The organism is Verrucosispora sioxanthis (assembly GCF_010560025.1).
GTDB classification, from domain to species: domain Bacteria; phylum Actinomycetota; class Actinomycetes; order Mycobacteriales; family Micromonosporaceae; genus Micromonospora; species Micromonospora palythoicola.
On record NZ_SAIY01000001.1, the window covers coordinates 1035445 to 1048547 of the forward strand.

At 72.6% G+C, this 13103-nt stretch carries 16 protein-coding genes and 1 tRNA gene; 7 read left to right on the plus strand and 10 right to left on the minus strand.

The genetic code is table 11. The features are described from left to right. Positions 1–182: 182 nt before the first annotated feature. Both ENC19_RS04820 and ENC19_RS04825 read right to left on the minus strand, forming a co-directional pair. Positions 183–938, minus strand: a complete 756-nt coding sequence (locus ENC19_RS04820) for a YcnI family copper-binding membrane protein (RefSeq protein WP_164445869.1) — start codon at positions 936–938, stop codon at positions 183–185. A gap of 13 nt (positions 939–951) precedes the next feature. Further along, on the minus strand, positions 952–2616 hold the full coding sequence (locus ENC19_RS04825) for a copper resistance CopC/CopD family protein (RefSeq protein WP_164446001.1): 1665 nt from the start codon (positions 2614–2616) through the stop codon (positions 952–954). A 206-nt stretch (positions 2617–2822) separates the two neighbouring features. Here ENC19_RS04825 and ENC19_RS04830 point away from each other — a divergent pair, with 206 nt between their 5' ends. Genes ENC19_RS04830 through ENC19_RS04845 form a run of 4 tightly spaced genes read left to right on the plus strand, consistent with a single transcriptional unit; the run spans position 2823 to position 5767 of the window. Then, on the plus strand, positions 2823–3473 hold the full coding sequence (locus ENC19_RS04830; protein WP_164445870.1) for a sigma-70 family RNA polymerase sigma factor: 651 nt from the start codon (positions 2823–2825) through the stop codon (positions 3471–3473). After that, a complete protein-coding gene (locus ENC19_RS04835; protein WP_164445871.1) occupies positions 3470–3967 on the plus strand; it encodes a MauE/DoxX family redox-associated membrane protein in 498 nt (165 codons plus the stop codon). The genes ENC19_RS04830 and ENC19_RS04835 overlap by 4 nt, the downstream gene beginning before the upstream one ends. Then, complete coding sequence (locus ENC19_RS04840) at positions 3960–4676, plus strand: DsbA family protein (protein WP_164445872.1); 717 nt, start codon at positions 3960–3962, stop codon at positions 4674–4676. The genes ENC19_RS04835 and ENC19_RS04840 overlap by 8 nt, the downstream gene beginning before the upstream one ends. After that, positions 4673–5767, plus strand: coding sequence for a hypothetical protein (locus tag ENC19_RS04845; protein WP_164445873.1), 1095 nt, complete (start codon positions 4673–4675; stop codon positions 5765–5767). The genes ENC19_RS04840 and ENC19_RS04845 overlap by 4 nt, the downstream gene beginning before the upstream one ends. Here ENC19_RS04845 and ENC19_RS04850 read toward each other — a convergent pair. From ENC19_RS04850 to ENC19_RS04865, 4 genes are read right to left on the minus strand one after another with little or no spacing between them, the layout of a single operon-like run. Then, positions 5757–6527, minus strand: coding sequence for an energy-coupling factor ABC transporter ATP-binding protein (locus ENC19_RS04850; protein WP_164445874.1), 771 nt, complete (start codon positions 6525–6527; stop codon positions 5757–5759). The two genes, ENC19_RS04845 and ENC19_RS04850, sit on opposite strands and share 11 nt — an antisense overlap. A gap of 7 nt (positions 6528–6534) precedes the next feature. Next, positions 6535–7305: a cobalt ECF transporter T component CbiQ gene (gene cbiQ, locus ENC19_RS04855; RefSeq protein ID WP_164445875.1), complete on the minus strand. Its 771-nt coding sequence runs from the start codon at positions 7303–7305 to the stop codon at positions 6535–6537. 5 nt (positions 7306–7310) lie between these two features. Further along, positions 7311–7697: a PDGLE domain-containing protein gene (locus tag ENC19_RS04860; protein ID WP_164445876.1), complete on the minus strand. Its 387-nt coding sequence runs from the start codon at positions 7695–7697 to the stop codon at positions 7311–7313. Beyond that, positions 7694–8410: an energy-coupling factor ABC transporter permease gene (locus ENC19_RS04865; protein ID WP_164445877.1), complete on the minus strand. Its 717-nt coding sequence runs from the start codon at positions 8408–8410 to the stop codon at positions 7694–7696. Before ENC19_RS04865 ends, ENC19_RS04860 begins: the two co-directional genes overlap by 4 nt. A gap of 152 nt (positions 8411–8562) precedes the next feature. On the opposite strand from ENC19_RS04865, the gene bcp reads away from it, so the two are divergent. The 3 genes from bcp to ENC19_RS04880 all read left to right on the plus strand — a co-directional run bounded on the left by bcp (position 8563) and on the right by ENC19_RS04880 (position 9854). Further along, positions 8563–9039, plus strand: a complete 477-nt coding sequence (gene bcp, locus ENC19_RS04870) for a thioredoxin-dependent thiol peroxidase (RefSeq protein ID WP_164445878.1) — start codon at positions 8563–8565, stop codon at positions 9037–9039. Between the two features lie 87 nt (positions 9040–9126). Next, positions 9127–9213, plus strand: a tRNA-Leu gene (locus ENC19_RS04875). Between the two features lie 92 nt (positions 9214–9305). Continuing rightward, complete coding sequence (locus ENC19_RS04880; RefSeq protein ID WP_164445879.1) at positions 9306–9854, plus strand: GNAT family N-acetyltransferase; 549 nt, start codon at positions 9306–9308, stop codon at positions 9852–9854. 22 nt (positions 9855–9876) lie between these two features. On the opposite strand, the gene ENC19_RS04885 is transcribed toward ENC19_RS04880, so the two are convergent. The 4 genes from ENC19_RS04885 to ENC19_RS04900 all read right to left on the minus strand — a co-directional run bounded on the left by ENC19_RS04885 (position 9877) and on the right by ENC19_RS04900 (position 13009). Then, positions 9877–10890, minus strand: coding sequence for an expansin EXLX1 family cellulose-binding protein (locus tag ENC19_RS04885; protein ID WP_328824139.1), 1014 nt, complete (start codon positions 10888–10890; stop codon positions 9877–9879). Positions 10891–10944: 54 nt separating this feature from the next. After that, the gene (locus tag ENC19_RS04890; protein ID WP_164445880.1) at positions 10945–11250 is read right to left on the minus strand and encodes a hypothetical protein; all 306 of its coding nucleotides are present in this window, start codon (positions 11248–11250) and stop codon (positions 10945–10947) included. Positions 11251–11352: 102 nt separating this feature from the next. Beyond that, positions 11353–12171, minus strand: a complete 819-nt coding sequence (locus ENC19_RS04895; protein ID WP_164445881.1) for an MOSC domain-containing protein — start codon at positions 12169–12171, stop codon at positions 11353–11355. A gap of 4 nt (positions 12172–12175) precedes the next feature. After that, positions 12176–13009, minus strand: a complete 834-nt coding sequence (locus ENC19_RS04900; RefSeq protein ID WP_164445882.1) for an O-methyltransferase — start codon at positions 13007–13009, stop codon at positions 12176–12178. Between the last annotated feature and the right edge of the window lie 94 nt (positions 13010–13103).

The following is a 13103-nucleotide window of genomic DNA, read 5'->3' on the forward strand; positions in this document are numbered from 1 at the left end:
TCAGCAGCAGCATTCCGGTAAGCGTCCACACGAAACGCATGCGCCCTGCTCCCCTCTGTAGCCAGACACCCGGCCGACCTTACCTACGCCGACCCGCCAATCAGCGGATATCCACGGCAGGGACGCCGAAAGCGGACAGGCCCACCGGGGATCACCCGGCGGGCCTGCGATGCGATGACGCCTCAGGGGGCTGGCGTCGCCGCCGTGCCGCTGGAACGCCGGGTGCGGGCGAAGGCCAGCCCACCGAGCACCAGCCCACCGAGGCCGGCGAGCAGTCCGGCGACGCCGAGGCCGACCGCCAGACCGTTGCCGTCCTCGTCGTCGCTGTCGTCTGACTGCGCCCCAGCGGGCGAGTCGGCCGGCGCCTCCGTCGGCGTGTCGGCGGCGGAGGCGGCGGTGAGGGTGAGCACCGGTGCCGGAGCTGCCGGCTCCTCGCCACCGGGCTGCGGCTCGTCGATCCAGCGCACCACGGCACCGTCGGAGTAGGTCTGCAACGCCTTGAAGACCATCTGGTCGGTCTCGGGCAGCGGCCCCATGGACACGGGGAACTCCTGGAAGGTGCCGGGGGCGATGGCGGCTCCGTCACCGGCCGTCCAGGTGATCTTGGATACCACCTCGGTGATCTCGCTGCCGTGCACCTGCACCGGCGGGTCGACCTGCCGCTTCTCCACCGCCACCGACCAACCGGGCACCGGCATGGTCGACACCGAGCCGACCGGTGCGTTCTCCGGCAGGAAGATCTCCAGTTTGGTGGTGGACGCGGTGTCGCTCTCGTTCGGTACCCGGAACGCGAGCCGGCCGTAGCCGCCCTGGGTGGCCTCGCGCGGATTGACCGTGACGTGCGCGGAGGCCGGAGCCACGAAGCCGAACACGGCCGTGGCGACGGCGCCGAGCGTCAGGGCGGCAGCGGTGGCGGCGAAACGCCGGTGACGGAGCATCGATGGAACCTCTCTATCGGACGGGTACGGTGGCGGTCACCGTGGCCTGGTCGATCTCGGTGGTACGGGCGGTCACCCGCAGCTCCCAATCGCCCGCGGCGGGCAGACTGATCTCGCCGGTGGCGTGGTTGTCGGTGAGCGGTAGCAGGGGCACCTGGATCGGTTCGATGCCGGCCGCCGGCAGGGCGACCGTGACCTGCCACTCGACGACCGGCAGCGGCTGGTTGTCCAGCGTGTACGCGTACAGGTGCACCGAGTTGTTGCCCCGGCGGGCCGGCGACACCTCGATCTGCATGGAGTACAACGAGCTGGTCGCGGTGGTGTTGAAGTAGCCGCTGTCGGCGGCGGACACGTCCGTGGAGACGCTGCGGGCGGGTGTCGTCTGGACCAGGGTGGCCGACACTCCCAGCACGATCGCGGTGATCGCCAGCTCGGCCCAGATCGCCCGGCGCACCGGAGCCGGCCGGCTGGCCGCGACCCGGGTGCGCACCAGGTGGCGGGAGTAGGCGGCCACCGCGATGACAAGCACGAAGAGGCCGATCTTGGCCAGCACCAGCCGCCCGTACGTGGTGTTCACCAGGGCCGCCGGGGTGGCCACCTCGATCAGCGCCTGGACGGTGCCGGCGAGCAGCAGCGCGGAGACGGCCAGGGCCGCCCACCGGGACCAGATCGGCAGGATCGCCCCCAGTTCCCGCTCGTCGGCCCTGCGCAGCAGAAACACGGCGAGCATCACCAACCCGCCCAACCAGACGGCCATGCCGCCCAGGTGCACCGTGTCGACGAGCACCGACACCGCCGGGGCCGGCGAGGCCGCCGGATGCCCGGCGATCGGCCAGGTGAACAGCGCTCCCACCGCGAGCACGCCCAGGATCACCAGGTCCGTCCGGCCGACCGGGCCGGCCAGCAGCGGCCGGAGCAGCAACGCCACTGCGGCCAGCAGACCGAGCCGGACCAGGTGAGCGGCGCCGAAGGCGCTGCCGAGCACCAGGCTCAGCCCCTCGCCGGTGACGTCGAACACCCCGCCGCCGTTGGTGTAGGGCACCTGGAGCAGCACTGCCGCCACCGTGGCGAGCGCCACCAGCCCGAGGCCGGTCCAGGCCAGCCGGGCCGGCCCGCGTCGGGACAGCCGGCGCGGCCAGAGCAGGGCGAGCACCAGCGCCGGCCCGATGACCAGCAGCAGTCCGGCGTAGCCGACGAACTTGGCGACCTTGACCGCGGTGCCGACCACCGGGTTGGCCTGGCCGTCGTCGCCGCTGTCCACCGGCGGCTCGGAGGGCGCACCCACCGAGTAGGTGAACGCGCCGGAGACCGGATGACTGTCTGCGGAGATCACCCGGTAGGTGACCAGGTAGGTGCCGTTGCCGCGGTCGGTGTCGACCGGGATGTTCACCACACTGCCGGCGAAGGTGGGCTCGCCCTGATCCGCACGCGACCCGTCCGGGGCGATCACCCGGATCCGGTCCGGCACCTTGCGTACCGTCTCGCTGAAGGTGAGCACCACCTCGGCCGGCGCGGCGGGCACCACGGTCGAGGCGGCCGGGCTGCTGCTGGAGAGCACGGCGTGGGCGCTGGCCGGGCCGGCGGGGACGAGCAGCAGCGCCACGACGGCGACCAGGAGGCCGGCGGTCGCGGCCAGCCGGGCGAACCGGCGGCGATGGACGGCAGTCATGCCGCCCATGGTCGCCGACGACACCCGTTCCAGGCGAGCCAGGTCCATCGACTGGCGGCGATCACCCATGATCGGGCACGGGCGCGCGGAGTCCGGACCGGGAGTCATGGGCGGATAGTCGGCCGAAACGCCGGAAAAGTTCCCGGAGTGGCGCATCCCATGGAAGGGCCGAAGGACCCTGCCGCTCGCCGCGCCGCGGCGTAACCTGGGTTGTCGTGATCCCCGCCCCGCGCGACACCTCCGCCACCGCCGACACCGGCACCGTCGGCCCGGATCGCGCCGACGGCCGGCCGAGGCGACCTGCCGGGACGGCGCGGTACGCGGAGCCCGACCCGACCGCCGACCCGGCCACCGGCTGGGCGCTGGCCGCCCGGGACGGCGACCCGGTCGCCCAGGCCGCGTTCGTACGCGCCACCCAGGCCGAGGTGTGGCGGTTCACCGCGGCACTCATCGATCCGGGCAGCGCCGACGATCTCACCCAGGAGACCTACCTGCGGGCGTTCCGCGCGCTCCCCTCCTTCGCCGGCCGGTCCAGCGCCCGCACCTGGCTGCTCGGCATCGCCCGGCGGACCTGCGCCGACCACCTGCGTACGGTGGTGCGGCGGCGGAGACTGGATCAACGGCTCACCGCGCACGCGCACACCGACGTGCCGCACCCCGATCCGGCCGGTCAGCTCGGCGCGAGCGACCTGGTGCGCCGGTTGGCCCCCGAACGACGCGGGGCATTCGTGCTGACCCAGTTGCTCGGCCTGTCGTACGCCGAGGCCGCCGCTGTGGAGGGGGTGCCGGTGGGCACCATCCGCTCGCGGGTGGCACGGGCCCGGGCCGACCTGGTCGACGCCGTCGACGAGGCGTTGGCAGGGTGAACGCCAACCTGCGCACCTGGCGCCCCTGGCTCGGTCTCGCCGTCCGGCTCGGCCTGGCCGTCGTCTGGTTCTGGGCGGGCTGGTCGAAGGTCGGCGACCTGGCCGCCTCCGGCCGCGCGGTGAACGCCTACCAGGTGCTGCCGTACGACGTGGCGATGGTGATCGGCGCGGCACTGCCCTTCGTCGAGCTGGCGTTGGGTCTGCTGCTGCTGCTCGGGCTGGCCACCAGGCTGACCGCCGGGGTCTCCGCGGCCCTGCTGCTGGTCTTCATCGCCGGCATCGCCTCGGCCTGGTCGCGCGGGTTGGCCATCGACTGCGGCTGTTTCGGGGTGGGCGGCGAACTGCCGGCCGGAGAGAGCCCCAGTTATCTCCCGGAGATCCTCCGGGACATCGGCTTCCTGGCGTTGGCCGGGTTCCTGCTGATCTGGCCCCGCACCGCCGTCTCCGCCGACGGCGCGCTCGCGGGCGAACCGGTGGAGGACGACAATGAGTAGTCGCAAGGGACGCAAGGACGCGGCCCGGGTGGTCCGGGAACAGATGGCCCAGGAGCGACGTCGCAAGCGCACCCTGTGGATCTCCCTGAGCGCGGTGCTGGTGCTGGTCATCGCCGGCCTGATCGGCTGGAGCGTCTGGTCCAGCCAGCAGTCCGACGAGTTCACCGCACCGCCGGGCGCCAACGACGCGGGCACCGGCATCGTGGTCGGCTCCGGGCCGGTGACCATCGACATCTACGAGGACTACATCTGCCCGGCCTGTAAGCAGTTCGAACAGACCAGCGGTGCCACCATCGACCAGTTGGTCGCCGACGGCAAGGTACGGGTGGTCTACCACCCGGTGGCCTTCCTCGACCGGTACTCCAGCACCGACTACTCGACCCGGGCCTCGGCCGCGTCCGGCTGCGCCGCCGAGGGCGGCAAGTTCACCGAGTTCAGCGAGGCACTGTTCGAACGGCAGCCGCCGGAGGGCGGTGCCGGCCTCAGCAACGACGAGCTGATCGACATCGGGGCCGAGGTCGGGCTGGACCGCGACGCGTTCGCCAGCTGCGTCCGGGACGCCAAGTACCAGCCGTGGACCGAGCACGTCACCGCCGAGGCGAGCCAGGCCGACGTCACCGGCACGCCGACCATCCTGGTCGACGGCGAGCCGGTGCGGGAGTGGACGCCGGAGAACATCACCGCGGCGGTGGAGGCGGCCGGCCGGTGACCCTGCTCGCCCGGGCCGGGCTGCTGTTCGCCGGCACGATCACCGCGATCCTCGCCACCGCCGCCCCCGCCCTCGCCCACGGCGCGGACGCGCCGAACGGCACGGACTACCGGGTGACGGTCACCGCCGCCGGCCACCCGGACCTGCGGGTACGGGTCATCGAGGCGGGTGCCCGGCTGGAGCTGACGAACACCGGCGACACCCCGGTCGAGGTGATCGGCTACTCGGGTGAGCCGTACCTGCGGATCGGGCCGGACGGGGTCTACGAGAACTCCCGCTCACCCGCGACGTATCTCAACCGCACGCTCGTCGGTGACACCGCCCTGCCGGCCGAGGCCGACCCAGCCGCCGAGCCGCGCTGGCACCGTGTCGACGGCGGGACGACGGCCCGCTGGCACGACCAGCGAGCCCTGTGGCGCGAGGCGGAACCGCCCGCCCAGGTCCGCGCCGCGCCCGACCGTGAGCACCGGGTACGCGACTGGGTGGTCCCGCTACGCGGCGCGGACGGGCCGGCGGAGATCCGCGGCACCCTGGACTGGGTACCGCCGCCGGACGCGTACACCTGGTGGGTGGTGACCGTCGTCGGCGTGCTGGCGGTCGGTGCGCTCGGGGTGCTGCCGGCGGCCTCCGGCCCCGGCCGGCGGGCGCTCGTCGCCCTCGGCGGGCTGCTGATCGTCGGCGGAGCCGCGGCGGTCGCGCTCGCCCTCGGGCGGACGCTCGACGCCGGGGCGCAGGGACCGGGCGCTGTGCTGGCCGGCCTGCTGACCGGTCCGGTGTGGACCCTGCTGACCGGCCTGGCGGCGATCGCCGCCGGGACACGGGCGGCGACCGGCGGCGGTGCCTCGTCCGCTCCCCGGTCCCACGTCGACTTCGTGGTGGCGCTGGCGGGCGTCTGCCTGGCGTTGTTCGCCGGGGTGACGAACGTCGCCGGTTTCAGCCGGGCCGTGCTTCCGACGCCGTGGCCGCCGACCGTCGCCCGGACCCTCGTCGTCCTCGTCGTGGTGGCCGGTGCCGGTGCGCTGGCCGCCGCGCTGCTGCGCCTGCACACCGCCGCCCGCCGCCCGACCGCGACAACGGCCGTCACTCGCTGATCGGCGTTCGCCCGGTGGTGGGGCGGAACGGGTAGGGCAGTTCGAGGCGGTGCCGGGCGAGCAGTTCCTCGTCGTCGAGCAGCACGGCTGTCGGCCCGTCGGCCACGACCCGCCCGGCGTCGAGGATGACCGAGCGGTCGCAGAGCTCGAACGCGTACGGCAGGTCGTGGGTGACCATCAGCAGGGTCACCGGCAGGGTGCGCAGGATGCCGGCCAGCTCCCGCCGCGCCGCCGGGTCGAGGTTCGACGACGGCTCGTCGAGCACCAGGATCTCCGGCCGCATCGCCAGCACGGTGGCCACCGCCACCCGACGACGCTGCCCGAAGGACAGGTGGTGCGGGGTCCGGTCCCGGTGTTCCGACATGCCCACCGCGGCCAGGGCCTCGTCCACCCGGGCCGCCAGCTCCGCCCCGCGCAGCCCGAGGTTGGCCGGGCCGAACGCCACGTCCTCGGCGACGGTGGGCAGGAAGAGCTGGTCGTCCGGATCCTGGAAGACGATGCCCACCCGGCGGCGGATCTCGGCAAGCGTCGCCCGGTCCTGGCCGACGGTCAGCCCACCGACCGCGATCTGCCCCTCGGTGGGCGTCAGGATGCCGTTGAGGTGCAGCACCAGCGTGGTCTTGCCGGCGCCGTTGGGGCCGAGCAGCGCGACCCGCTCGCCGCGCGCCACCGTCAGGTCGACGCCGTGCAGCGCGACGTGACCGTCGGGGTAGGCGTACCGGACGCCACGGACGTCCAGGCTGGGCGGGGTGGGCTGCACGCTTCGATCATGTCAGGACGGCGGCCGTGGCGGCGACGGTGCCCGCCAGCACCGGCACGGTGGCCGCGATCAGCCACTGCCCGGTCGTCGCCGCCGCGCCGCCCTGCCACACCGTCGGCATCCGACCCGTGTAGCCACGCGAGAGCATCGCCAGGTAGACCCGCTCGCCCCGCTCGAAGGCGCGCAGGAACAGCGCCCCGATGCCGGCGGCGAAGCCGCGCAGCTGCCACACGAAGCGCGGATCGTCGCCCCGGGAGATCCGGGCGAGACGCATCCGTCGGGCCTCACCGACCAGCACGTCGAGGTAGCGCAGCATGAAGGTGGCGATCTGGGTGACGATCTGCGGGCAGCGCAGCCGGTCCAGCCCCACGATCAGGTCACGGGTGGAGGTGGTCGCCGCCAGCAGCAGCGACGCCCAGACGCCGAGGGTGCCCTTGGCGACGATGTTCCAGGCACCGTAGAGACCGTCGACCGACAGGTGCAGCCCGGCCACGTCCACCCGCTCGCCCGCGCCGAGGAACGGCAGGGCGAAGGCGAACAGGACGAACGGCAACTCGATCGTCGACCGCAGCAGCAGCCAGCGGGCGTTGACCCGGGCCAGCACCGCGACGACCGCGACCAGCAGGGCGTACGCGCCGAAGGCCCAGAGCGCCTCGCGGGGGGTGGCGACCACGGCGATGGTGAACGCCACCATCGCCGCGATCTTGACCTCCGGCGGGAGCCGGTGCACCGGTGAGTCGGTGGCCCGGTACAGCACGTGGGCGTGACCGGCCCCCACCTCGGCTACCCGCCGCTCGTGGTGGCCGGGTCGGTGCGCTGCGCCCCGGTGGCGTTCTCCCCCGCCGGCTCCCGGCGGCGGACCAGCCAGAAGGCGCCGCCGGCCACGGCGAAGGTCAGCAGTACGCCCAGCACGCCGGAGAGCCCGGTGGAGAGAAAGTCGTTGTCGAGGCCCGCGATGCCGTAGTCGGCCAGCGGACCGCCGATCTCGTGCTCCTGCTCCTGCTGCGCCGGGCAACTGCCGCCGGTGATCTCGTCGTTGGCGTCGAAGGTGCAGCCCTCCCGCAGCGACGAGTCCAGTCCGTCCGGGTGCGACGAGGCGAAGTTGCTGACCACGCCGGCCAGCAGCAGGGCGACGAGGAGTCCGCCGACGATAAAACCCCACTTCCTCACCGGACACCTCCGACGGTCGGTACGGTCACCGGCGCGGCCGGCTTCAGGGCGCGCAGCGCGTACACCAGGTCGGGACGGACCTTCGCAACGGTGACCACAGTGGTCGCCGTGATCAGACCCTCGCCGATGCCGATGAACAGGTGGGACACGGCCATGGTGCCGGCCAGGCCGGCCAGGTTGCCGCCGAGATCGGTGGTGCCGCCGAGCTGGTACTGCAGCACGAAGCCCATCGCCGCGACGACCACGCTCACCAGCGCGGCGACGAAGGCGGTGACTGCCAACCCGGTCGGGGTGCGGGGCAGCACCCGCAGCAGCAGCGCGATCAGCAGGTACGCCACTGCGATGCCGATCACGGCCATGTTTGTGATGTTGAGGCCGAGCATGGCCACCCCGCCGTCACCGAAGACGAGGGCCTGCACCACGAGCACCACCGCGACGCAGAGCGCGCCGACCCACGGCCCGACAAGCATCGCGGCGAGCGCACCGCCGAGCAGGTGGCCACTGACCCCGGCGGTGAAGATCGGAAAGTTGAGCATCTGCACGGCGAAGATGAACGCGGCGACCAGACCGGCCATCGGGGCCAGTCGGTCGTCCAGGTCCTGCCGGCCACGCATGACGCAGTACGCCATCGCCGCCAGTGCGACCACCGCGAAGACCGCGGCGACCGGACCGTTGATGATGCCGTTGGAGATGTGCATCGCCAGGGTTTCCACATGACCTCCACGGATCGGCGGACCCGTGCCCGCCGACAGGGGTGAGCGTATTTCCCGTACCACGCTGTTGCCAATACCTGGCAACAGTGCCGTACGCCTCGTCCGACGTGCCGCGCCGACCGGCTGGTCCGGCGCGGCGGTAGGGTCGTGCCATGACCGCTCCCGCCCGCCTCTCCCCCGGCGACCCGGCGCCCGGGTTCAGCCTGCCCACCGACACCGGCGGGCAGCTCACCCTGGCCGACCTGCGCGGTCGCAAGGTCGTGCTGTACGCCTACCCCGCCGCCATGACGCCCGGATGCACCAAGCAGGCCTGCGACTTCCGCGACTCGTTGGCCTCGTTGCAGGCCGCCGGATACGAGGTGGTGGGCATCTCACCGGACAAGCCGGAAAAGCTGGCGAAGTTCCGCGAGCGCGACGCGATCACCTTCCCGCTGGTGGCCGACGTGGACAAGTCGGTGCTGACCGCCTACGGCGCGTACGGCGAGAAGCAGATGTACGGCCGTACGGTCACCGGCGTGATCCGCTCCACCTTCATCATCGACGAGGAGGGGCGGATCGAGCGGGCGCTCTACAACGTGAAGGCCACCGGCCACGTCGCCAAGCTGCGCCGCGACCTCGGCCTGGACTGAATCGTCGTACCGGTCGGCCGTTCTGCTCATCCCGAGGGAGGGCCGGGCTCGACACAGCCGGGTGTCGCTCTAGAATCACTCAGGCCGGCGGGAGTGGCGGAATCGGCAGACGCGGTAGGTTTAGGTCCTATTGTCCGAAAGGATGTGGGGGTTCAAGTCCCCCCTCCCGCACCACTTGACGCTTCCCCCACAAGAGCGATCAAAGCGCTGTCGGGCTCGTCACCATCTCGGGCGGCGAGGACGACTGACGGGCCAGGATGACGGGCGTGAGTCTGCGCTTCGTCCTCGACCCCGAACTGACCGCTGACCTGCGCGAACGGATCGTCGCACTGTGGGTCGACGTGACGAACGCCGGCGGCGCGGTCGGCTTCGTGGCACCTGTCGACGCCATGGAGGTCCGCACCATCGCCGACCCGACGCTGGCCGCCATCGCGGACGGACCGGACCGGTTGCTGCTGGGCTACGACGGCGATCGGCTGGTCGCCATGGCGATCTTCACCGATCCCCGGTTCCACCTGAAGACGCACCTGCGGGTGCTCACCCGGGTGATGGTGCACCCCGACACCCAGGGACGTGGCTTCGGTGACGCGCTGATGCGCGAGGCCGAACGGGTGGCGCGCGGCCTCGGGCTGGCGGCGCTGCACGTCACCGTGCGGGACGGGTTCGGGCTCGACCGGTTCTACCGGCGGCTCGGGTACCACGAGGTGGGCCGCTGGCCCGGTGCGATCCGCGTCGCCCCCGGCGACGACCGCGACGAGATCCTGATGTGGCTCGACCTGACGGCAGCCCGGCAGGATCAACACACGAGCGGCTGACCGACGGGCGCCGGCCGCAGCGTCAGTCGCAACCGGGCGAGGGCGCGGCGAGCGGCGCGGGTGCGAACGCTTCGACACCGGTCGGCGCCGCCGATGCGGTCGCGTCGGCCGTCATCGCGACCGACGGCGTCGGCCGGGCCGAGGCACGGGTCGACGCGCTGGCCGACGGCTTCGCACGCGCCGCCGGTGTCCTGGTGGCCGTGGCCGACCCGGCTGGACTGTCCCCGTACATCCGGACGGAGCTGCGCTGCACCTTGCCCGGCGCCATCCGGATGCCCGTGGCGGTGGCCCGGTGGCCCCGGGTGTCGGTGACCCGGATCTGGTACGGGCCGGGCCCGGCACCGGACTCGATCAGCCAGTAGTTGTAGCTCTCCCGCGCCGCCGCCCGCCACGGCCCCGAACTGCCCTGACGCACCTCGACCGAACGCAGCGGGTTGCCGTGGCCGGCGACCAGCACGGCGAACCACCACTGCGACGCGCCCTCCTTGATCCGGAAGGTGAGCGGACCGGACAGCGGCGGGTCGGCGACCAACCGGTAGCTGACGTCGACGATGCCCCGAACCGGATCCGCGATGCGGGCGAACGCCTCCCGGGACAGGTCGAGATGACCGGGTTCGCACTCGGGGCACTGGTCCATCACCATCACCCGTACGGTGCCCTTCGGCCCGGTCACCTCCAGGTACCCGCCGCAGGCGGCACCGTCGGCGTACTCGGCGGGGCCGAGCGCGACGTAGCGGCGGTCGGCCGGGGCGGCCGGGTAGGAGCAGTTCCCACCCGCGCCCTTCGAGTCGTAGAAGGTCGCCTTCCCCTCGTGGCGGGTGCCGGCGGCGGGCGGGGCGAGTTGCGCAACGGCGGCCGGGAGTGCGACGGCCGGACGGGGCGGTGCGGCGCAGGCGGGTGCGGCGCCCGAGCGGAGCGCGAGGCTGAGCCCTACCACCGTGGCGAGGGTGGCCACCGCCCCGCCGACCAGCCACCGACGCGGCGCGGAACGCCGAGTCGACGAATGGCCGGCGGGGCCGTCGATTCCGTCGGTCACGTGCAGACATGCTGCCGGAGCGGCGACCGCCCGGACAAGCGAGCTAAGCCAAAGCTAAGACGAACTTGATCTCGACTGCGCGTGGGTGGTCAGCCGGCGCAGCGGCTCCACGGCGTCCGGGTGGCTGCGCAGCGCGTCCTCGATCCGGACCCGCCACACTCCGGCCTCGATCAGGTCGCGCCCGTCGTCGGGGGCCGAGCGCAGCCGGTCGCGCGTCTCCCGCAGCGACTGCGCCACGCCACCGCCGAGCAGCCGTTCCAGCTCACCGGCGATGCTGCGGAAACGCTCGTCGTCGGGTACCGCCCCGACCAGTGTCCGGGCCGTGTCCCATGCCACCCGGGGATGATGGATCACCGACATCTCAGACTCCCTTGGTCGAGGTCCGCCTCGGCCATCATCGATCCGCCGGCCGGCCGGCGGCAAGAGGTGTCCGTCGGTCGTCGTCGAGCCGTGTCCACCTGGTCAGTCGGACAGTTCGACCGGGTCACCGAGCCGCACCCGGCCCGACTCCAGCGGCACCAGGTTGAGTCCGAACAGGAGCTTGCGGTCGATGTTGCGGTGCCGGGCGAGGGTCCGCAACGGTTCCCGGCCGCGTACCCCGGTCTCCTGGTCGGTGGTGATGACCAGGCAGCGGGCCGACGGGCCGGCGGCGCGGAAACGGACGGCGCCGATGCGCAGCCCACGCCCGGCCCAGTCGTCCTCCGCCCAGGCGGGGGCACCGTCGAGCACCAGGTTGGGCCGGAAGCGGGTCATCGGCACCGGTTGCGCACCGTCCGCGACGAGCCAGTCGCCGAGGGCCGCCAGCGATGCCGTGCTGGTCAGCAGCACCGGGTACGCGTCGGCGAAGCTGACCTGATCCCCGGGGTCGTACTTCCGGTCGCCGCGTGGAATGTGCCGGGTCGGTCGAGCCAGTCGGACCAGCCGGACCGGTCGGTCGAGCACCGCACCGAACCAGGCGTCGACGGCCGGGCCGGCGGGCAGCGCGTCGACCCGCAGCACCCGCCGCCGGAACGTCCGCACCGACACCGGCGTGCCGTCGGTCGGCTCGGGCACCACCAGGTCGGGATGACCGTCGGCGCGCAGCAGCAGCCCGTCGGTGGCCGGGCTGGCATACACCCGGACCAGCGACGTGGCCTCGCGCTGGGTGACGCCGATCCCCTCGGCGTCGACAAGCATCCAGCGCCGGTCCTCGTCCAGCCCCCACGGCCGTACGTCGGCCGCGTCGTGGACGAGACCACGGCAACCCTTGACCGGATAGGTGGTGATCCCGCTCAGCCGCACCCGGTTACCATGCCACGCCGATGCCGTCGCCCGGGTACCAGTGGTTCGCCGGCGTCTCCCGGTAGGCGAGGAACCGCCGCCCGGTGCGTTCGGCATGCTCGGCCAGCACGTTCGTGTGGGTGACGTTGTCGGTGAGCAGCATCGCCCCAGGGGCCAGTTTCGACTCGACGGCGGCGAACTCGCGCCGCTCGTACGCGCGGCTGTGGTCGCTGTCGTGCAGGAACAGGTCGACCGGCCGGTCCAACGCGGTGATCGACTCGACCGAGTCGCCGATCACCAGGTCGATCACCTCCGACCAGGGCGCGGTGCGGGCGAGATAGCCGGCCTCGGGGTTGATGTCGATGGAACTGACCCGACCCGGATGCCCCTCTGCGGCGTTGCGCAGCAGCGCGGCGGCCAGCACGCAGCTGCCCAGTCCCTTGTCGACGCCGGTCTCGACGATGTGCTTCGGCCGCCGGGCCCGGACGATCGCGTACCAGCCGATCCGGCGGGCGTACCGCACCTGCCGGTCCGCCAGCCCACGACGGGCGGCGCCCGCGATGGCGGAGCTGATGTGCTGCCGCAGCGCGTCGTCGGACTCGATCTCGGCGAGGTACCCCCGGACCTGCTTGACCGGCAGCTCGCAGACGACACTGACGAACCAGGCGAGATGGTGCCGACTGAGCTTGGTCAACTCGTACGTGTAGTTGTGATGCTCCCGCGAGGCGACCAACCAGCGGGCTGAGGTACGCAGCACCTTGGCGTCGTGCCGGGCGACGGCGACCAGGCGTTTCGGAAAGGCGGCGACGGGGGCGAGGCGGGTACGGGCGATCGCCCGACGCAGCTTGACGGCATCCACCGCTGCGTTCTACCAGATCAACGGAAACAGTGGGGTAACAAAGGGAAGTTGGTCGTACCGCCCATTCCACTGTGTTTCGGCTCTGCGACGGGTC